Below are 19657 nucleotides of genomic sequence, written 5' to 3' on the forward strand. Positions count from 1 at the left end.
TTACGCCTCCATTAACAATAGTTCTGGATCGTTCAATAATCTCTTAATGTGATTTAATGCATTTTGAGCAGTCGCTCCATCAATCATTCTGTGGTCAAAGCTTAATGACAATGCTAATACAGGAGCTGCCACAATCTCACCATCACGTACGATTGGTTTTTCAGCAATACGGCCAACACCAAGGATAGCAACTTCTGGATGGTTAATGACAGGTGTAAACCATTGACCGCCAGCAGATCCGATATTCGAAATAGTACATGAAGCACCTTTCATTTCGTTTGGAGCTAGCTTTCCATCACGTGCTTTTCCAGCTAATTCATTGATTTCATTTGAAATTGAGAATACTGATTTGCGATCAGCATCTTTAACAACTGGTACCAATAAACCTTTTTCAGTATCAGCGGCAATTCCAATATTATAGTAATGCTTATGGATAATTTCACTTGTTGCGTCATCAAGTGATGTATTTAAAGCAGGGAATTCACGTAGAGCACTTGTTAATGCTTTTACGATATAAGGTAAGAATGTTAACTTGATACCCTTAGCTGCTGCAACTTCTTTGAATTTTTTACGATGAGTAACAAGTTTCGTTACATCGATTTCATCCATAAGTGTTACGTGTGGTGCAGTATGTTTTGAATTTACCATTGCTTTTGCAATAGCTTTTCTGATTCCGCTCATCTTCTCACGTGTTTCAGGATATTCTCCTTGTGGGATTGCTGCAGCCTTTGGTGCTTCCTCTGCCTTAGCAGCTGCAGGTGCTTGAGTATCTGCAGCTTGTGTTGCCGCTGCAGGTGCTCCGCCGCTTAAGAATGCGTCAATATCAGCTTTAACAATGCGTCCGTTTTTACCAGAACCAGGAACTTGTGTGATTTCCACAGCTTTATCACGCGCATATTTACGAACTGATGGCATCGCAATGATTTTACGGTTAGGGTCTACTTCAACATTTACTTGTGGTTCTGTAACACCGATTCCATATGCAGGTGGTGCTGGCGGTGGTGTTGTTTGAGTTGCTTGTGCTGCTGGTGCAGGTGCCGCTGGGGCTTCTTGTTTCGGAGCTTCCTCAGCATGGTCGTCACCTTTGAATTGCAAGTTTTCATAACCAGGAGCATCAAATGTAACTAGAACTTGTCCAACGGTTGCAACTGTTCCTTCAGCAACTAAAACTTCAAGTACAGTACCTTCAACTGGTGAAGGAATCTCTACAACTGCTTTATCATTTTGTATTTCGCAAAGTACATCATCTTCCTGGACTTTATCACCTGGCTTTATGAACCATTTAACAATCTCGCCTTCATGTATACCTTCACCAATGTCAGGCATTTTAAATTGGAATGTGGTTGCGGTTGCGCTCACTTGGGATTCATCCTCCTATTTTTGCATATATTTCTACCGATCAATGATAAGAAATAAGTGGGAAACAGTTATACTATTCCCCAACTTATATTAGAATGTTAAAACTTTTTTCGCTGTTTCAATTACATCTTTATAAGTTGGAAGCCAAACTGCTTCAGCTTGCGGGAATGGGTAAATCGTGTCAGGTGCTGCTACACGTAGTACAGGTGCTTCCAAGCTTAAAATAGCACGATCGCTAATTTCAGCTACTACATTTGCTGCAATACCAGCTTGCTTTTGAGCTTCTTGAACAACAATAGCACGGCCTGTTTTTTCTACAGACGCAATAATCGTTTCAATATCAAGAGGGCTAACAGTACGTAAATCGATTACTTCTGCAGAGAACCCTTCCTTTTCTAACTCTTCTGCAGCTTTTAGAGATTCATGTACCATTGCACCATAAGTAATAATAGAAAGATCTGTACCTTCACGCTTTACATCTGCTTTGCCCAGTGGAATGGTATATTCTCCTTCAGGAACTTCTTGACGGAATGAACGATATAATTTCATATGCTCAAGGAAAATAACTGGATCATTATCACGGATTGCTGAGATAAGAAGACCTTTTGCATCATAAGGTGTTGATGGGATAACCACCTTTAATCCAGGCTGTTGTGCCATTAAGCCTTCTAAGCTATCTGCGTGCATATCTGGTGTATGTACGCCTCCACCAAATGGTGAACGGAATGTGATTGGAGCACTGAATTTGCCGCCGGTACGGAAACGAAGGCGGGCTGCTTGTCCGGAAATGGAATCCATTACTTCATAAACAAAACCAAAGAATTGAATTTCTGGTACTGGGCGGAAGCCTTGTAGTGCTAGACCAACAGCTAAACCGCCGATTCCAGATTCAGCTAAAGGTGTATCAAAAACACGATCCTCGCCGAATTCATTTTGCAATCCTTCTGTCGCACGGAAAACACCGCCGTTTACGCCAACATCTTCACCGAAAACTAATACGTTCGGATCGTTTTTTAATTCCACACGCATTGCATCTGTAATTGCTTGAATCATTGTCATTTGAGCCATGACTTACTTCGACTCCTTTGCTGAATAAATTTCATATTGCTCTTTTAAGCTGTCTGGCATGTCGGTATACGTAATGTTCATTAAATCCGTTACCTTTTGCTTAGGAGCGGCATCTGCTTGTTTAAGGGCATCTTTAATTTCTTCTTTCGCCTGCTCGATTACTTCATTTTCTCTTTCCTCATTCCATAGGCCTTTCTTTTCAAGGAATTTACGGAAACGAACTAATGGGTCCTTCTTTTCCCATTCATTATCTAATTCAGCAGTACGGTAACGTGTTGGATCATCACCGGCCATTGTATGTGGACCATATCGGTAAGTTAACGTTTCTATAAACGTAGGTCCTTCTCCGTTAATAGCACGCTCACGTGCGTCACGAACAGCAGCATAAACTGCTAATGGATCCATACCATCTACTTGAATACCAACAATACCTGCTGCTACAGCTTTTTGAGCTAGTGTTTTCGCTGCAGTTTGCTTTTCAACAGGAGTTGAAATGGCAAAACGGTTATTTTGAGCGATAAAAATTGCTGGAGCGTTGTATGCACCTGCAAAGTTCATTCCTTCGTAGAAATCACCTTGAGATGTTCCGCCATCACCTGTATATGTAAGGGCAACAGCTTTAACACCACGTTTTTTAAACCCTAAAGCTACACCTGCAGTTTGAACGTATTGCGCACCAATAATAATTTGAGGAATCGCAACATTCACTCCATCAGGAATTTGTCCTCCTGCTAGATGACCTCTGGACCATAAGAATGCTTGATATAATGGAAGACCATGCCATACGATTGGTGGAACATCACGATAGCCTGGTAAGATAAAATCTTCTTTTTCTAGGGCGAATTGAGAAGCTAATTGGGATGCTTCCTGTCCTGCAGTTGGTGCATAGAAGCCAAGACGTCCTTGACGATTCAACGAGATTGAACGCTGGTCAAGAATACGAGTATAAACCATACGGCGCATTAATTCTTGAAGCTGTTCGTCGCTTATTTCAGGCATTGCTGCTTCATTAACAACTTCGCCTTCTTCATTTAAAATTTGAAGCGTTGTAAACTGATTTTCTACAGCTTCGAGTACTTTCTTAGCATCGAGCTGAGCATTTTGGGTTTTAGATGCCATTCGTCACATCTTCCTTTCTCTCATAAAAATAATGTAAAAAAATAAATTCACTCATATTAGATTACCCAAAAACCTTAAACAACATTAACGATTGCTTTACTTTCGTAATTTGTTGTTCTGTACTATAATTTTTCAAATAATTAATAGTACAATAATTAATTCCATATTGAGTTTACATCAACTCCATACACTCGTCAAATACTATGTTTTAATAATTTTACAACATGGAAATAATAATAACTTAATATCTATCTAAAACTTCTGTATCACAATCAATTTGATTCTGTTATATTAATATATTTACTTCATCAACAAAAAAACCGACCAGCGAGGCCGATTTTTTAATCGTTTTCAAGTTTTAGTCCTGCTTCTTTATAAAATTCAAGTTTTTTCGCATTATATTGTACGGTTAATGCATTAAATTTTTCATTTGCATCATATACCAATTGATAAATAGTATTTAAATTCGTAACATGCTCTTCTAGCTGTTCGTATGAAACACTTTCATTTTTTAACATCAGATACAATTCTTTATCATTTTCCAATGCACTTCTATATTCCTTGGCAAGCTGATTATGTACTTTATATCGATTCCTCATTATTTCTATTAGCTCAGAAGCTTTTTTCTTTTGTTCAGTATCGTCTATTTCATTCTTTATATCTTCAACCTGCTTAAATTCTATTTTTGAGTCATTGATACTGTCGATTTCCTTTTGTAAATGGTCTCTTCTCTGTTCAATAATTGAAAGTGCTTCGTCTGCAAGCTTAACAAGCTCATCATGCTGCTTCATACCAAGTTCCATTATCCGATCATATATTTCTTTTTCTTTCTTTTCTAACTTTACAAGGGGCTCTTGCTGCTCTTCAAAAACTTCTTCTGCTTTTACGACGTTTTCTAAGGCTCGGTACATTCTTTCAGTTGTCTCTTCTTTACTAACACATCCAATTAATAAAAAACTAATGGCGAAAATAGAAAAAATAATACGATTCATTCTAACGTTTAACACTTCGCAACCCCCTTAATGATTACAATTCTTACTATATCTGTACTTATTATGTTTGACAATATCTCATGCAACAATTAACTTTTCGCGAATTGTCTGATAGACTAATGAATATCAATATCTTTAGTTTTTAAACAGGAGTGAATGGAATCATGTTAATGATGAATGATATCATTCGAGACGGCCACCCTACCTTAAGAAAAGTAGCGACTGAAGTAACTATGCCGCCATCGGATGAAGAGAAAGAAATACTTAGAAGCCTCTTAGAATATGTTAAAAATAGCCAAAATCCTGAAATATCTTCTCAATATGGATTACGTCCTGGGATCGGTTTAGCTGCTCCGCAGATAAATGTCTCAAAACGCATGATTGCGGTTCATCTTCATGATGAAAAAGGGAACTTATATAGCTACGGATTGTATAATCCAAAAATTATCAGTCACTCTGTCGAAAAAGCTTATTTGGTTTCTGGAGAAGGATGTCTTTCTGTAGACGAGGAAATCCCGGGATATGTGGAAAGGTTTGCTCGAATTACGGTAAAAGGGATCACCCTTGATGGCGAAGAGGTTAAACTTCGTTTAAAGGGGCTTCCAGCGATTTGCTTTCAACATGAAATTGATCATTTAAACGGGATTATGTTTTATGATCATATCAATAAACAAGATCCTTTCAAACCGATTGAAGGTGCCATAGCTATTGAAAGATAAAAAATGCGCAAGTGCTCCCATGCCTTGCGTATTTTTTTATTTATTTTAGTTCCCATATTTTCACCATCCGTTTCATCTGTCAATTTATATCAACTTTCATAATTCTTCCATCTTTATCCATGAGAGAAATCCTGTATATACCATATAATATTAGTATAAAAATGATTGAATAAAAAAAAATCTACAATAATCTGTCGTGGCTTGCTTTACATTGGACAAGGATCGTTTAAAATAGGAAGTAAGGAGATGATCCACTATGTTAAAGAAGCTAAGAAAGAAGCTCTTAAAACAGTGGAACGATTTACTGCGAAAAAAATCAATTGCCTAACTACAACTTTTTTCGAGCCCTTCAAACTTGCGAAGGGCTCCTTCCTTATTGTAAATTGATTATCAGTGTATTATTTACATATTTTTTCTAATAGGTCCAAGCGTTTACTTTTTAGGTGAAAAGTGAATTTACATGAAAAAAATGTAATTATTTTATATAATAGAAAAAGTCATGATCGATTAAGGAGCGATTTATTATGGTATTTAAAATTTATTTTCAAGAAAACATCAAGGAAGTTCCAGTTAGAGAGAAAACAAAGGTTCTCTATGTAGAAGGAGAATCTGTTAGGGATGTACGAAAAAAAATTCAAGATCGTGGATACAATGTTGAAATGGTGCAAGAAGTAAGCGGAGCATTTTTAGAATATGAAAAACAAAATGAAGATTTTAATGTATTGGAGATTTGATAATTTATGAAATTTGTAAAAAATGACCAAACTGCTGTTTTTGCTTTAGGTGGTTTGGGCGAAATCGGAAAAAACACATATGCAGTACAATTTCAGGATGAAATAATCCTGATTGACGCGGGGATTAAGTTTCCAGAGGATGAGCTATTAGGAATTGATTATGTTATTCCTGATTATACCTATTTAGTAAAGAACGAAGATAAAATAAAAGGATTGTTTATTACCCATGGACACGAGGACCATATCGGCGGTATTCCTTATTTGTTACGTGAAGTAAATATTCCGATTTATGGCGGTAAGCTTGCCCTAGGACTTATTAAAAATAAACTCGAAGAACATGGGCTCTTAAGAACGGCGAAGTTAAATGTAATTCAAGAGGATGATGTGATCAAGTTCCGAAAGACATCTGTTTCTTTCTTCCGAACGACACATAGTATCCCAGATTCATACGGTATCGTTGTAAAAACTCCGCCAGGACAAGTCGTGCATACTGGCGACTTTAAATTTGATTTTACACCAGTGGGTGAACCGGCTAATTTAACTAAAATGGCTGAAATCGGAAAAGAAGGAGTACTATGTTTATTGTCAGATAGTACTAATAGTGAAATTCCGGAATTCACCATGTCTGAACGTCTTGTTGGCGAAAGCATTGATGACATTTTCCGAAAGGTCTCAGGCCGCATTATATTCGCTACCTTTGCTTCTAATATTTACAGACTACAGCAAGTAGTGGAAGCAGCAGTTGCTAACGGAAGAAAAGTCGCTGTTTTTGGCCGCAGTATGGAGTCGGCTATTACGATCGGTCAAGAACTTGGCTATATTAATGCACCAAAAGAAACGTTTATCGAAGCAAATCAAATTAACCGACTTCCTGCAGACAAGGTAACAATTCTATGTACTGGCAGCCAAGGTGAAGCTATGGCCGCATTATCTAGAATCGCAAATGGGACGCATAGACAGATTCAAATTATTCCAGGCGATACCGTTGTTTTCTCATCTTCACCTATCCCAGGGAACACAATTAGTGTAAATCGGACGATTAACCAGTTGTTTAGAGCAGGTGCTGAAGTTGTTCACGGTAAACTCAGTAACATCCATACTTCTGGACATGGCGGTCAAGAGGAACAAAAGTTAATGCTTCGCTTAATCAAACCAAAATTCTTTATGCCAATTCACGGCGAATATAGAATGCAAAGAATGCATGCTAAATTAGCAGTAGACTGTGGCGTTGAAGAAGAGAATTGTTTTATTATGGACAATGGTGAAGTATTAGCTCTTTCTGAAAACAGCGCGCAAGTAGCAGGGAAAATCCCTTCAGGCTCTGTTTATATTGATGGCAGCGGTATTGGTGACATTGGGAATATTGTTCTACGTGATAGAAGGATTCTTTCTGAAGAAGGATTAGTAGTTGTAGTGGTTAGCATTAACATGAAAGACTTCAAGATTGCTTCAGGTCCGGACCTTATCTCTAGAGGTTTCGTCTACATGAGAGAATCTGGCGACTTAATTAACGACGCTCAAAACCTAATTACTAAGCATTTAAATAAGGTAATGGAACGAAAAACAAGTCAATGGTCCGAAATTAAAAATGAAATCACAGATACATTAGCACCATTCCTTTACGAAAAAACGAAACGCAGACCAATGATTTTACCAATCATTATGGAAGTATAAGAAAAAGCGGAAGCACCCTAAGGGACTTCCGCTTTTCTTATTGTCTAGCTGCAGCGCCTAGGGGCTCGGGGTCATATGCCAATCCGTCAAGAAAGACCAACCTTCTCGCCGGCTCGTCTTATGCCTGTCGCCCCTGTGCAAGGCGCTTCCGCTTTTCTTATTGTCTAGCTGCAGCGCCTAGGGGCTCGGGGTCATAAGCCAATCCGTCAAGAAGGTAAAGACCAACCTTCTCGCCGGCTCGTCTTATGCCTGTCGCCCCTGTGCAAGGCGCTTCCGCTTTTCTTATTGCATTACCTTACGTTCAAAACGATCAATATCTTCATCTGTACCAATAACAATTAATACATCGTTTGCTCTGATATCTTCATTGGCCTTTGGAGATACGATGATATCCATACCTCTTTTAATGGCAACAATATTTAATCCATATTTCTTACGAATGTCTAAATCAATGATGGTATGACCGCTAATCTTACTGTTTGCAAAAATTTCAACAATACTATGTTCATCTGATAACTCCAGGTAATCTAAAACACTGCTTGAAGCCATATTATGAGCTATTCTTCTGCCCATATCTCGTTCAGGGTGAACAACCTTGTCAGCGCCAATCTTCACTAGTACTTTCTCATGATAATCATTTTGTGCTTTAACGGTAATATGATTTACCCCTAATTCTTTTAAGATCAACGTGGTTAAGATGCTAGATTGAATATCATCTCCAATCGCAACTATAACGTGGTCAAAATTTCGAATACCTAGACTCTTTAATACAGCCTCATCCGTTGTATCTCCCACAGCAGCATGAGATGCTATCATAGCAAAGGCATTTACTCTTTCTTCATTTTTATCGATTGCCAATACCTCAAATCCTTCATCGGAAAGAGTACGACAAATGCTGCCACCGAAACGGCCCAGTCCTATTACTGCAAAATTCTTCCTCACTAAAAACTCCCCCAGCAAAATCAATTAACCATTTTTATTTTAGCATATCCAAATTAGTTGAATATACTTATTTATCCGTTACCATTATGGTTCCTTGTCTTTTTGATAGATAGGTAAATAAAAACAGCAACCACTGCAATGATAACTATGATTGGTATATTACCAACAATAAAAACAAATAAACCTGAAATAGCTGCTAAGAGGAAGTTAGTACTTTTCATAAATTGCTTTTTAGTCTTATCCCAAGTATTAAGATCTTCATCATCAAGATTTGGGACTATAACTTTATTTTCAAAAAGTGATAAATGAACGGTCGATAATGCAGTCTGATTTTCTAAATATTTCATTCTTCCTTGAATCGTTTCGATTTCCTCTTGAACTGTGGCAAGGTCTGCTGAAATTTTCAAAAGATCTTCCGTCTTTTGTGCAGATTGCATGAATGATGTTAAACGCTCTTCCACAACTCTTTTTGACTTCATTCGTGAGTCAAGGTCGATATATTCTTCAGTGACATCCGTACCAGTAATATTCCTTTGTAGAACCTCAGCTGCCTGCCCCTCAGCATCATGTAAAAAGGCTTGGAAATTCTTTTGGGGAATGCGAACAGTAATTTGCCCGCTTACTTGTTCTATACCATCCTTAGAAACATTAGACTGTGAGATATAACCCCCGTACTTTATCACTTGTTCTTCTATATTTTGCAAGGTATCTTCAAATTTCTTAACACGAAGCTGTAAATCGGCTTGATAAATAACCATTTGGCTAGGGGCTTCTAACTCTGCAGGAGCTGTTTTCTCTTGTCTAGCATTATTATCAAGTGATAGTTGTGATTTTTCTTCCTTAGCAGCTGAATCCATTTCCACACTACTGTCACTACTCATTTTTGTATCTTCACTTTTACTGCTTGAACTGCAAGCAGCTAGAAAAAGCACCAGAGAAATGAAAGCAATTAATCTGAATACCTTTTTCATTTGTGTAACCCCCTTTTATCTATTTATAAATACGGACGTTAAATAATTGGGATGGTTACAACTATAAACGCAAAAAAACTGATCGTTGAATAACGAACAGTCCTTTAATCATTTATTCAGTTTTTTCCATTTCATCGAGTACACGGTTGACTCGCTTTTCAAGCATTTTCATTCCGCTTCCTCCTGCTTGGAAATGTCGGAGTTTGCCTTCACGGTCGAATACGTAATATGCCGGGACATATTGGTTTTCGAATGCTTCTGTTAGTTTATGTTCATTATCAACAAAAATTGGCTGGATGATTTCATGCTCTGCTGCAACTTGCTTGATTTGCTCTATATCTAGGTCCTCTTCCGACCTAGGCATATGCACTGCAACCACATTTAATTTATCTTTATATTCATCACGGAATTGATTAACTTGCGGCATAGCTTCTTTACATAAGTAACAGCTGACTGACCAGAAATGAATAAGTGTAGGTTTATCACCCACTAGATCCTCTCTTATTACTTCTCCATTTAACCATTCAACTGCACCGGTTAGTTCTGGCATTGGCTCACGTAGTTTCATGATATATCCCCTTTTTAAAAAAAACCTAACACCAATGGTTAGGTCTATCGTTTTAAATGTAAGAATTATGCGTTAAGTGTAGCTTGTCCTGGTTTCCAGTTAGCTGGGCAAAGACCACCAGTTTGTAGTGCTTGAAGGACACGTAATGTTTCATCGACATCACGGCCGATATTGTTGTGGTTAACAACTGAATACATTAACTCACCTTCTGGGCTGATGATGAATAAGCCGCGAAGTGCAATACCTTCTTCCTCGATTAAAACCCCATAGTCACGTGCAACAACATGGTTAGTGTCTGCAGCTAATGGATAGTTAAGCTCACCAAGGCCATTATTTTTGCGTTCTGTGTTAATCCAAGCAAGGTGTGTATGTATTGTATCAGTTGAAGCTCCAATAACAACTGCATCAAGATCATCGAATTCTTCATAACGATCAGATACCGCAGTAATTTCTGTTGGACATACAAAAGTAAAATCCATTGGATAGAAGAACAACACAGTCCACTTTTCATTTTTCATGTTTTCTTCAAGGCTTACTTTTCCAAACTCTTTGTTCGGTAATACTGCATCCATTTCAAATCTAGGTGCTTGTTTCGCTACCATACGTTCTGGCATATCTAACCCCTCCAATTTGTATTATAATAGTCCCTTAATTGGTTTACCCTATTTAACTAAAGAATAAACGACGATATGTAACAATCTTTTCTAATTTTCAGTTTAACATTATTATACAAAAGAATAAAACGAAACGCTTTTTAGAAAGAAACTTAATTTCCTTGAAACGTAATATAGCTAGTGAGAATATCAATTGCGACTTCTATGGCCTCTTCATTTGGGTTTAATTTGGCATGGTGCAGTCCATATTGCGAATCCACTCCGAGCCAAAACATTAAACCGGGAATTTCCTTCAACATATAGCCAAAATCTTCACCTGTCATAGCTTCTTGGCATTCAATGACATCAATCGTGGTTTGTGTTCTCATATATTGTATGAAATCTCTCGTAATTTTTTCATCATTGTAAACCTGGTGATACATCGCACCATAATCAATTACTGCTTCACATTCAAAACTAGTCTCTATCCCCTTTACGACGGCATCTATTCGTTGTTTCACCTTAGCCATTGAATCATCAGAAAGTGTACGAATTGTTCCTTCAAGTCTAGCCTTCTCAGCAATAATATTTTGAACGGTTCCACTAGTGATTTTTCCAATCGTAATAACTGCACTATCTAATGGATTAACATTCCGAGAAATAATCGTTTGAAGCTGACCGACAAGCGAGCAAGCAGCTATTACCATATCATTTGTTAAATGGGGATAAGCAGCATGGCCCCCCTTCCCTTTTAGGTCGATAAATAGCTCTGAGGTATTCGCAAATAATAGCCCCTCTTTAATCGCAATCGTTCCGACAGGATATTCTGGAGCGATATGTAAGGCAAAAATAATGTCGGGCTTCCATTCCTTCATAATGTCGGATTTTAGCATTGGTTCTGCTCCGCCCGGCCCCTCTTCTGCAGGTTGAAAAATAAATAAAATATTATCTTCTATTGGATTATTGACAAAGTGTGTTAAAACACCCAGCGCGATACTCATATGAAAATCGTGTCCGCAGGCATGCATTTGTTCCTCATGGGTTGAAGAGAACTCTAATCCCGTTTCTTCCACAATTGGCAGCCCATCAATATCTGCGCGATAACCAATGGTTTTTCTGGGATTTAAACCTTGAACTTTAACAAAGAGTCCAGTTTTCCACTTTTTAATGGATATTCTCTCTTGTGATAAGTTTTCAATATACGATAATAAATAAGCTTGTGTTTTATGTTCTTGGAAACCCAATTCAGGTATTAAATGCAGTTCACGGCGAATTTTTACAAAAGGGTTCATTTCTTTCACTCCTTTTACTAGAAAGAAAGCGTGGAGATTATCCACGCTTTACTTTGTCTTAGATTTATAGCTGGCGAAGTTCTTGCATAATTTCTGTTTTAGATTTTGTTTTCTCATCTATATCCTTAATTTTTTTAGCAGGAGTGCCAGCTACGACTGTGAACGGAGGAACATCCTTTGTAACGACTGCACCAGCAGCAACTACTGATCCTTGTCCTACTCTAACTCCTTCTAAAACCACTGCATTCGCACCTATTAACACATCATCTTCTATTATAACAGGCTGTGCGGATGGTGGTTCAATCACACCAGCTAAAACTGTTCCTGCACCGATATGACAGTTCTTCCCTACAGTAGCTCTTCCGCCGAGAACAACACCCATGTCTATCATCGTTTTCTCACCAATAACTGCGCCAATATTAATAACAGCACCCATCATGATTACGGCATTATCTCCAATTTCTACTTGGTCACGAATCGTCACTCCAGGTTCAATACGAGCATTAATATTTTTTGTATTTAATAATGGAATCGCTGAATTGCGGCGGTCATTTTCAACTACATAATCCTCTATTTTCGCTTGGTTTGATTCTAACACTTGGTTAATATCTGACCATTCTCCAAAAACAACACCTGTATTACCATTAATAAAAGTTTTAGAATCACTTCCAAAATCAATACCTTCTAAATCACCTTTTACATAAACCTTTACTGGCGTTGCCTTTTTGCTGTTTTGAATAAAAGAAATAATTTCATTTGCATCCATCATTTTCATAGTACTACCTCCAAATATAATTAAAATTTACTTTACCAAACAAAAGTATTGAAAACAAGAGAAATAAACATAATCATCTGCTGTTTTGACAGCTATGTTCTTTAATGAGATCCACGAACGCTTGTACTTGTTTGAGTTTAAATGACGACTCATATGCTAGTAACCATGTATCTCGTTGAAGTGCATTACCATCTTCATCTAATAACGGAATTTTATAAATTTCTTTTTCACTATTATTTAAAGTTATACCCGGTAAGATCGAATAACCTAAACCATTAAAGGTTAATTGCTTACATGTCTCAATTTGATCGACAAGAATTGTTCTTTTGGGTGAGGTTTTGAATTGGCGCATCCACCAATCTTGTATCTCTTGATAATAATTAGAATCACTTTTAAATTGAATGAAAGGTCTGTCTGTTTCCAATAACTGTTCGGGTCTGGTAATATCTCGATCAACTAAAAAGAGCGGATCACTGAATAGTTTAATTTTAACGCCTTTCCAATCTGGCATTCCTCGAATGATACCAATATGTACTTGATCATCATATAAACTTTTCAATATTTCACTGCTCCAGCCAGTTATAAGTGATATTTTTGCTTGTGGATACGTATCACTATATTTTTTTAAGACGGGAGGGAGCCAATTTTGACCAACGATCGAGGCCACTGCTATTTTCAATGTTCCTGATACTCCAGATTGAAGGGAGTGTACCGTTTCCCGAACCTTTTCTTCTTTAACTAGAACCTCGTTTACAAATTGAATGACATGTTCACCTGCTGGAGTAAGTGCCAGTCCTTTTTGTGAGCGGATAAATAATTTAGTTCCCCACTCTTTCTCAATGGTTTGAAGACGTTGTGACAACGCTGGCTGTGATACGAAAAGCCTCTCTGCGGCTTTACGCATATTCATCTCCTGAGCTAAAACAGATAATAAGTGAAATTCAGATATAGAGGACAAAACCATCCACCTTTATACTTTAGTAAACATCACCATCTTATTATATAGAGAAAATTAAAACTTTTCATTATTAAGCTGCATTTTTTTATTTAGAAAAAGCTCTGCACATTTATGCAGAGCCGCGGTTTTGTTTTGGAATGAAAGTTATCAGGATTAAACTTATAATAGCAAAGGCAAGTACAACATAATATACCCAATGCAAGGATTGCGTTAGACCTTCTTGGAGCAGTTCTTTCACTGATATATGTAAATCTGCCCGTTCATTTTCCTTTAATAATAAGTTTGCAGAATCCACTGTTAATTTTTCATCAGTACTGCCCGCATTTTCACGAAGGTAGTCTGCAAGCCGATTATTGAGAATTCCTCCAAGTAAAGCAGCACCTATTGTGTTTCCTAGATTCCTCATAAACATATTTGCTGCAGTTGCAACTCCTCTTTGCTGCCAGCCTACGGTGCTTTGTATAGAAACGATAAAAGCAGTAGACGTTAAGCCCATACCAAACCCAACAATAAAGGAACCAGCAGCCGCCCAGAGGGGGCCTGAGGAAGAAGTCATTGTTACAAATACCAAACTTCCTATGATTAAGGCTGTACCCCCAATAAGGGATGTTTTTCGGTATCCCATAGAAATTAACATCTTTCCTGAAAATGTAGACGCAATTGGCCAGCCAATTGACATGGTTGTTAACGTAAAGCCCGCGACAATCGGTGATTGTTCCATTACCCCTTGAACAAATGTAGGAAGAAAACTGGAAATCCCAATCAACATAATTCCCGTCGTTAAACTAGTAACATTTGCTACAAAAATAGACCTTTCCTTCCATATATTAAATGGCATGACTGGTTCTTTTACACGGCCTTCATGAAAAACAAAGATACTAATGGTAATAATAAATAGGACTGCCAAACTTATGATTTGCCAAGAGATCCAGGACCACCGTCCTCCACCCTCAACAAGTAGAAACATTAATGATGAGATTGATATGGTTAATAGAAACGCACCTATGTAATCAATTTCGTGTTTTTTCTTTTCAACATTTTCGTGCAAAAAGATTCCTATACCAATTAAAGAAAGGATCCCGAGTGGAATGTTTATCCAAAATACATACTTCCAGCTCACATACTGAACCAGTAAACCACCGACTGCTGGACCCGTAACGGCAGAAATTCCCCATACACTTGCAAGGTAACCCTGGACTTTTGCTCTCTCTTCAGCTGAATAAATATCGCCCACAATCGTCGTAGCAATAGGCGTAACAGCTCCCGCCCCAAATCCTTGGATTAAACGGAAAAGAATAAGTGATTCCATTGACGTGGCAAATCCGCAAAGAATGGATCCAATTAGGAAAATGATAATTCCGATAAAGAGAATAGGTTTTCTACCGAATAAATCTGATAATTTACCATAAATTAGTACCGTTACCGCATTCATTAATAGATAAGCAGAAAAAACCCAACTATAGAGAGTAAAGCCGCCCAAGTCAGCCACAATAGCCGGCATGGCTGTCGAAACAATCGTTGCCTCTATTGCTCCCATGAACATTGCAAGCATGACTGCTGCTAGAACCAGCGGTCTATTTGTCTGCCCTTTTTTAGACTGGGAAACCGGAGCACCCATTTTCACACCTCTACTTTCTCTGGAAAATAATACAGCCCCCTTTTGGGAGCCTTATTTATCACTTTTATTCATCTTATTAATAGCTAAATTTAACTGGGTTAACACTGTACTCCTAGGCAAAATACCTTCGAAATAACCATCCTCGGTGTCTATACAAAGAAAAGGATGATTTACTAAGAGCCTTAAACAGGTTTTAATGGAAGCAGATACTTTAACCCGCGGAACTGATGTATTCATTACCTCTTCCACTCTCTTTTTTTCAAGTTGTTCAAATTCTATTCTTTCAAGTCCGAGAATCGAATCCATTATTATTGGGGTACTAATTAGACCGTGTAATTTATAATTAGGATCTAGTACGGGTATCGCTGTATATCCGCTCTTCGTTAACACTAATAAGGCGTGTTCTAGATTATTTCCAACCTGTACATGAGCAACACGCTCAGATGGAATCATTAATTTCCGAATATCTATCTCTAAAAATTCTCCACTGTGAAGACTTATCATCGCCGAAAACTCCTCAATGTTTGTTATACCACATGTATATTCTACCATAGTTTTCGGAGAACTGGGTTTTTTTATAAAAAAACAGAAAAAGATAGGAACCGAAATCGGTTCCTACTGGATTAGATCAAAAATTTCAATCGTGATCATGTCGACATTATCAAATTGATAACGCTTTGGCTTTTCCTTTTCATTATATATTTCCAATTCAAATGTTTCTGTTTTTGGATGAAATGTAACCTGACACTTTCTTTCACCATTCACTTCGAAATAGCGTTGTGCCGGTTCACCTCCATTAGACTGTTCCTGAAGGTTTTTTAACCGGGTTAATATCCCTTGAAGCTGTGACATATGCTCCGTCTCCTTTCAAACACAAGCAAACTTTCTACTGTTATGTTTCTCTTTTAGCCTATTTCTATCCTTATCGATTATTTCCAGTAATAATCTCAGGTAGAAAATATGCCAATATTAAAAGAATAAAATAACAGAGAGCATTTGTCCAAGCAAAAATGAAAAAAATGGGAAACTTTTTTTCAATAGGCTTTATCTATAATCGATTTAGGGATATTATTATATAAATATTCATCTACTTTCCAGCCGCCATTCATTTTCTTTAATACTACTCCCTCATAATGGTCTTCATAACTTACAGGACCATCGGTAGTTGATGGAAAAAATTGAAGAACATAAATCCTTTCAGGGGAGATGACAACTTTTGTTTCATCAGAAAAATGGAAAAAGGGAATATAATAAAATGCAAAATCCGAGCCATAGGTAACAAATTTCCCCTCTTCTTTAAATATATTCTCATCCCAAAACATTTTTTGATATTTATCAGAGAAATAAGGGCTTAAAACATCAATAATTTCTTCTTTTGTTCTAGTTTGATCACTAAGAGAGATTTGAGCCTGAAATGCTTCCTGGAGGAATCTAAAAACATCGTTTTTATTACTTAAACTATCTTTTGCATTTGGAGACAAAGGTATTAATAATAGCGCTATAAGGAGTATTAGCAAAGTTTTCTTCAATTTCTTTTCCCCCTGTATTTCAAAAACTTGTTAATATTCATTTTAACAATAAATATTCCAACCAAACGTATAAATAAATCGCAAAAAAACAGCAGCAAAAGACATTTATCCACAATTTATATTAATAACCACTCGAAAAATCTTTATAAAAAATAGGCCCTCTTAAAGAGGCCCTATCAAAAAAAACTAATTACACAAAAAAGGATGATAAAGAGAACCAATGCAAAAAATATACCATATGATACGAATATCGGATTGCTAAGATAGATATGTTTTTGTACTGGCTTAGGGATAGTGGAATCGATATCTCCTTCTGCAGTTTTTTGTTTTCTGGCAATAACCAATGTATACACAAGCGAAACCGCAAGAATACCTACAATAACGATGGAGAGTGCATTAACAAATAGATTCATGAGCGATTTCTCCTTTAATAAAGTTAATATTAAGTTTCCACCGCCCTAACCATTCTATGCAATTTAAGTTATAACAACTGGTCATGATCAAATAAATACTGATAGCTAATATCAATAAATAAATAGTCATTCCCATTTATAGGAATAGAGAAGGTTCGAATTGTTTCCCCAGACTCGATATCACTATATAAATCCGAAAGAATGCCCTTGCCTCCATTCCTCATTTTTATAATATTTTCTAAAAAATATGGACGCCAGCTCCAATTCTTTAGGATATATTCTTTTTGCGTAAACCAGCCGTTTTCTCCTTTAAAGATGTTAGAAGATTTTTGAAAACCATCTTCATCACATACATACATTCGGAATGCAATCTCATCCATTTCCTTTGCGAGTGAAGTAAATAAATCCTCGTAATTAGCTTGTTTATTCTTTACAAGGATGTCTTGTACTTTATTTTGAAAATACTCAGCGGCTGAATAAATTGCCTCAAGCTTCCTTTTCTCATAAGCAATAAATTCATGAAATTTCCCTTTTAACCGCTCTTTTAGTAATTCCCGCTCAATAAACTCCGGTGCAGGTGGATGAAGATAAAAACCTTGGTAATATCTCCCTCCATTTTTCCATGCAAATTGGAGCTGATAACTCATTTCTATATTTTCAAACAATAATGTAGCCCCAATTTTCCTCGCTAATAATGACAGAGAAAATAGAACGTCCGTAAAGCTTGATGCGGTTGCGTTTGATTTTAGTGCTTGTAAATTAATTTTAATGATATCAGGATTTAATTGGCCAATTCTCTCAAAGTAATTGGTGTCACTATCAATACTGGCAATCGCTACCTTAATGCCATACGTACGATAATACTGTAATAAATGATCCAATTGAGCCAAATCACCCTTATAATTACCTTCAGAAATTTCAAGGACTATTCTCTTTAAATTCAATCCTTTTTTTTCAAAAGCCAGCAGTTCCTGTAGAAATGGCTCTCCATGTCGATACATGAGTAAATCGGCATCACGATTCAAATAGAAACTGACATCATCTTCTAGTCCGATTGCAAGGTCTAACGCTTTCTGAACTAACAGCAGATCAACTTCATATTTATATTCTTCTGGAATTTGGTCATCAAGAAAAAATTGACCTAAGCTAATGATGTTACCTTCCGATCGATATCTGCCTAAAACCTCATATGCGATAACACGCTGCTCATCTGCACTAAAAATTGGTTGAAAATAAGGAATGACATTTTCAAGATCCGTTAGGATATCCAATGCATCCATACAAGTACCCTCCAGAAAAAGATTTTCCTCATTATACCATACCCTAATATACAATACGCTCAACTTGCATATCTTGTTCTTTTCCAAAAGGATACCATCATAGCAAAACTGAAACAACCAAATGATAAAACCAATTCCATATGATTGGGGGATACCTCTTGAAAAAACTTTGTTTGATGGCTTCAATCCTTCCACTTTTTGGATTTATTAATACAGACGATACAGCTTCACAAAAACCAGAGAAACAAAGCTATACAGAAATATACGAACAAGTACCAAGCCCAGCAATCAAAAGAGCGGGGAATTCCGCCATTAATCATACGCATGTGATCAATCACCCACCTAAAAAGGATTCTAAAATGCTTGACGTTGTATTAATAAAACAAAATCCGGAGCTCAAATATGGGTGTGAAGTAACAAGCCTTGCAATGGTATTAAATTATGCAGGTGTAAACACAGACAAAATGGATTTATATCGTTCCATTCAAAAAGATCCCGACCCTATAAGAAGAGCGGGAAATGGCGATATATTAAATTGGGGCAATCCCGCAGATGGTTTCGTTGGAGATATGACAGGAAGGACACCAGGGTATGCCGTCTTCGATAAACCCATGGAAGTATTAGTGAATCAAAAACTTCCAGGAAGAGCAATTAATTTAACAAATCAGCCATTTGAAAGAGTTCTAGAGCATGTTTCTGCTGGTTATCCCGTAGTCGTTTGGACAACAGGTGACTATCGGTTACCTGATCGCTGGGAGGCATGGAATCATGGGCAGGAATTGATAAAAACACCTCTTGATCTACATGCAGTAGTTCTTGTAGGCTATGATACAGACTATGTATATTTGAATGATCCGCTTTCAGCAAAAAAACAAGTAAGGGTAGATAAAGAACAATTTATTGAATCCTGGAAGGCTTTACAAAGCAGGGCAATTAGTTATAAATAGACAGCAGCCAAAAAATGGCTGCTTTTATGTATTTTTTTTACATTTTAGAATATGAACTAGTATAGACCGTTTTTTATAAATAATCATTTATCATATTACTTGCAAA

The 19657-nt window shown here is 37.1% G+C and carries 21 protein-coding genes; 4 read left to right on the top strand and 17 right to left on the bottom strand.

Annotated features, from left to right (window positions below):
- The 4 genes from ACN6MT_RS25655 to ACN6MT_RS25670 all read right to left on the bottom strand — a co-directional run bounded on the left by ACN6MT_RS25655 (position 1) and on the right by ACN6MT_RS25670 (position 4553).
- On the bottom strand, positions 1 to 1326 hold the full coding sequence (locus ACN6MT_RS25655) for a dihydrolipoamide acetyltransferase family protein (protein WP_419956533.1): 1326 nt from the start codon (positions 1324 to 1326) through the stop codon (positions 1 to 3).
- A gap of 123 nt (positions 1327 to 1449) precedes the next feature.
- Positions 1450 to 2427 carry an alpha-ketoacid dehydrogenase subunit beta gene (locus tag ACN6MT_RS25660; RefSeq protein WP_192651755.1) on the bottom strand — a complete coding sequence of 326 codons (978 nt, stop codon included), beginning with the start codon at positions 2425 to 2427 and terminating at the stop codon, positions 1450 to 1452.
- A gap of 3 nt (positions 2428 to 2430) precedes the next feature.
- Complete coding sequence (pdhA, locus tag ACN6MT_RS25665; RefSeq protein ID WP_419888597.1) at positions 2431 to 3546, bottom strand: pyruvate dehydrogenase (acetyl-transferring) E1 component subunit alpha; 1116 nt, start codon at positions 3544 to 3546, stop codon at positions 2431 to 2433.
- A gap of 341 nt (positions 3547 to 3887) precedes the next feature.
- On the bottom strand, positions 3888 to 4553 hold the full coding sequence (locus ACN6MT_RS25670) for a YkyA family protein (protein ID WP_419888598.1): 666 nt from the start codon (positions 4551 to 4553) through the stop codon (positions 3888 to 3890).
- 149 nt (positions 4554 to 4702) lie between these two features.
- Between ACN6MT_RS25670 and def the strand changes: the two genes are divergently transcribed.
- The 3 genes from def (at position 4703) to rnjA (ending at position 7665) form a co-directional block, all read left to right on the top strand.
- A complete protein-coding gene (def, locus tag ACN6MT_RS25675; protein WP_419888599.1) occupies positions 4703 to 5257 on the top strand; it encodes a peptide deformylase in 555 nt (184 codons plus the stop codon).
- A gap of 524 nt (positions 5258 to 5781) precedes the next feature.
- A complete protein-coding gene (locus tag ACN6MT_RS25680; RefSeq protein ID WP_419888600.1) occupies positions 5782 to 5991 on the top strand; it encodes a DNA-dependent RNA polymerase subunit epsilon in 210 nt (69 codons plus the stop codon).
- Between the two features lie 6 nt (positions 5992 to 5997).
- Positions 5998 to 7665 carry a ribonuclease J1 gene (gene rnjA / locus ACN6MT_RS25685; protein ID WP_063251553.1) on the top strand — a complete coding sequence of 556 codons (1668 nt, stop codon included), beginning with the start codon at positions 5998 to 6000 and terminating at the stop codon, positions 7663 to 7665.
- Positions 7666 to 7947: 282 nt separating this feature from the next.
- Here the strand turns inward: rnjA and ACN6MT_RS25690 are convergent, their stop codons facing one another.
- The 13 genes from ACN6MT_RS25690 to ACN6MT_RS25750 all read right to left on the bottom strand — a co-directional run bounded on the left by ACN6MT_RS25690 (position 7948) and on the right by ACN6MT_RS25750 (position 18604).
- The gene (locus tag ACN6MT_RS25690) at positions 7948 to 8607 is read right to left on the bottom strand and encodes a potassium channel family protein (RefSeq protein WP_063251552.1); all 660 of its coding nucleotides are present in this window, start codon (positions 8605 to 8607) and stop codon (positions 7948 to 7950) included.
- A gap of 71 nt (positions 8608 to 8678) precedes the next feature.
- Complete coding sequence (locus ACN6MT_RS25695; protein ID WP_063251551.1) at positions 8679 to 9578, bottom strand: DUF4349 domain-containing protein; 900 nt, start codon at positions 9576 to 9578, stop codon at positions 8679 to 8681.
- A 112-nt stretch (positions 9579 to 9690) separates the two neighbouring features.
- Complete coding sequence (locus ACN6MT_RS25700; RefSeq protein WP_419888601.1) at positions 9691 to 10146, bottom strand: TlpA family protein disulfide reductase; 456 nt, start codon at positions 10144 to 10146, stop codon at positions 9691 to 9693.
- A gap of 65 nt (positions 10147 to 10211) precedes the next feature.
- On the bottom strand, positions 10212 to 10760 hold the full coding sequence (locus ACN6MT_RS25705) for a peroxiredoxin (RefSeq protein ID WP_063251549.1): 549 nt from the start codon (positions 10758 to 10760) through the stop codon (positions 10212 to 10214).
- Between the two features lie 152 nt (positions 10761 to 10912).
- Positions 10913 to 12031, bottom strand: coding sequence for an N-acetyldiaminopimelate deacetylase (locus tag ACN6MT_RS25710; protein WP_419888602.1), 1119 nt, complete (start codon positions 12029 to 12031; stop codon positions 10913 to 10915).
- Between the two features lie 64 nt (positions 12032 to 12095).
- On the bottom strand, positions 12096 to 12806 hold the full coding sequence (dapD, locus tag ACN6MT_RS25715) for a 2,3,4,5-tetrahydropyridine-2,6-dicarboxylate N-acetyltransferase (protein ID WP_419888603.1): 711 nt from the start codon (positions 12804 to 12806) through the stop codon (positions 12096 to 12098).
- Between the two features lie 73 nt (positions 12807 to 12879).
- The gene (locus ACN6MT_RS25720; protein WP_419888604.1) at positions 12880 to 13764 is read right to left on the bottom strand and encodes a LysR family transcriptional regulator; all 885 of its coding nucleotides are present in this window, start codon (positions 13762 to 13764) and stop codon (positions 12880 to 12882) included.
- 109 nt (positions 13765 to 13873) lie between these two features.
- Complete coding sequence (locus ACN6MT_RS25725) at positions 13874 to 15382, bottom strand: MDR family MFS transporter (RefSeq protein WP_419888605.1); 1509 nt, start codon at positions 15380 to 15382, stop codon at positions 13874 to 13876.
- A gap of 51 nt (positions 15383 to 15433) precedes the next feature.
- The gene (gene cbpB, locus ACN6MT_RS25730) at positions 15434 to 15886 is read right to left on the bottom strand and encodes a cyclic-di-AMP-binding protein CbpB (RefSeq protein WP_419888606.1); all 453 of its coding nucleotides are present in this window, start codon (positions 15884 to 15886) and stop codon (positions 15434 to 15436) included.
- Positions 15887 to 15997: 111 nt separating this feature from the next.
- Positions 15998 to 16234: a YkuJ family protein gene (locus ACN6MT_RS25735; RefSeq protein WP_045515459.1), complete on the bottom strand. Its 237-nt coding sequence runs from the start codon at positions 16232 to 16234 to the stop codon at positions 15998 to 16000.
- A gap of 182 nt (positions 16235 to 16416) precedes the next feature.
- Positions 16417 to 16911 carry a DUF3993 domain-containing protein gene (locus ACN6MT_RS25740; protein ID WP_419888607.1) on the bottom strand — a complete coding sequence of 165 codons (495 nt, stop codon included), beginning with the start codon at positions 16909 to 16911 and terminating at the stop codon, positions 16417 to 16419.
- Positions 16912 to 17087: 176 nt separating this feature from the next.
- Entirely contained in the window at positions 17088 to 17324 is a 237-nt protein-coding gene (locus ACN6MT_RS25745; RefSeq protein WP_063251542.1) for a hypothetical protein, read from the bottom strand.
- 68 nt (positions 17325 to 17392) lie between these two features.
- A complete protein-coding gene (locus ACN6MT_RS25750) occupies positions 17393 to 18604 on the bottom strand; it encodes an EAL-associated domain-containing protein (RefSeq protein ID WP_419888608.1) in 1212 nt (403 codons plus the stop codon).
- A 158-nt stretch (positions 18605 to 18762) separates the two neighbouring features.
- Here ACN6MT_RS25750 and ACN6MT_RS25755 point away from each other — a divergent pair, with 158 nt between their 5' ends.
- Positions 18763 to 19551, top strand: a complete 789-nt coding sequence (locus ACN6MT_RS25755; protein WP_419888609.1) for a C39 family peptidase — start codon at positions 18763 to 18765, stop codon at positions 19549 to 19551.
- Positions 19552 to 19657: the final 106 nt, after the last annotated feature.

The organism is Neobacillus niacini (assembly GCF_048572935.1).
Taxonomy (GTDB): domain Bacteria; phylum Bacillota; class Bacilli; order Bacillales; family Cytobacillaceae; genus Neobacillus; species Neobacillus niacini.

Coding starts and splice junctions, on each gene's coding strand:
- ACN6MT_RS25735 (WP_045515459.1), bottom strand. CDS start 16,234: ATGTCACAGCTTCAAGGGATATTAACCCGGTTAAAAAACCTTCAGGAA.
- ACN6MT_RS25655 (WP_419956533.1), bottom strand. CDS start 1,326: ATGCCTGACATTGGTGAAGGTATACATGAAGGCGAGATTGTTAAATGG.
- pdhA (WP_419888597.1), bottom strand. CDS start 3,546: ATGGCATCTAAAACCCAAAATGCTCAGCTCGATGCTAAGAAAGTACTC.
- ACN6MT_RS25695 (WP_063251551.1), bottom strand. CDS start 9,578: ATGAAAAAGGTATTCAGATTAATTGCTTTCATTTCTCTGGTGCTTTTT.
- def (WP_419888599.1), top strand. CDS start 4,703: ATGTTAATGATGAATGATATCATTCGAGACGGCCACCCTACCTTAAGA.
- ACN6MT_RS25745 (WP_063251542.1), bottom strand. CDS start 17,324: ATGAATCTATTTGTTAATGCACTCTCCATCGTTATTGTAGGTATTCTT.
- ACN6MT_RS25750 (WP_419888608.1), bottom strand. CDS start 18,604: ATGGATGCATTGGATATCCTAACGGATCTTGAAAATGTCATTCCTTAT.
- ACN6MT_RS25700 (WP_419888601.1), bottom strand. CDS start 10,146: ATGAAACTACGTGAGCCAATGCCAGAACTAACCGGTGCAGTTGAATGG.
- ACN6MT_RS25705 (WP_063251549.1), bottom strand. CDS start 10,760: ATGCCAGAACGTATGGTAGCGAAACAAGCACCTAGATTTGAAATGGAT.
- ACN6MT_RS25660 (WP_192651755.1), bottom strand. CDS start 2,427: ATGGCTCAAATGACAATGATTCAAGCAATTACAGATGCAATGCGTGTG.
- ACN6MT_RS25710 (WP_419888602.1), bottom strand. CDS start 12,031: ATGAACCCTTTTGTAAAAATTCGCCGTGAACTGCATTTAATACCTGAA.
- ACN6MT_RS25680 (WP_419888600.1), top strand. CDS start 5,782: ATGGTATTTAAAATTTATTTTCAAGAAAACATCAAGGAAGTTCCAGTT.
- ACN6MT_RS25725 (WP_419888605.1), bottom strand. CDS start 15,382: ATGGGTGCTCCGGTTTCCCAGTCTAAAAAAGGGCAGACAAATAGACCG.
- rnjA (WP_063251553.1), top strand. CDS start 5,998: ATGAAATTTGTAAAAAATGACCAAACTGCTGTTTTTGCTTTAGGTGGT.
- dapD (WP_419888603.1), bottom strand. CDS start 12,806: ATGAAAATGATGGATGCAAATGAAATTATTTCTTTTATTCAAAACAGC.
- cbpB (WP_419888606.1), bottom strand. CDS start 15,886: ATGATAAGTCTTCACAGTGGAGAATTTTTAGAGATAGATATTCGGAAA.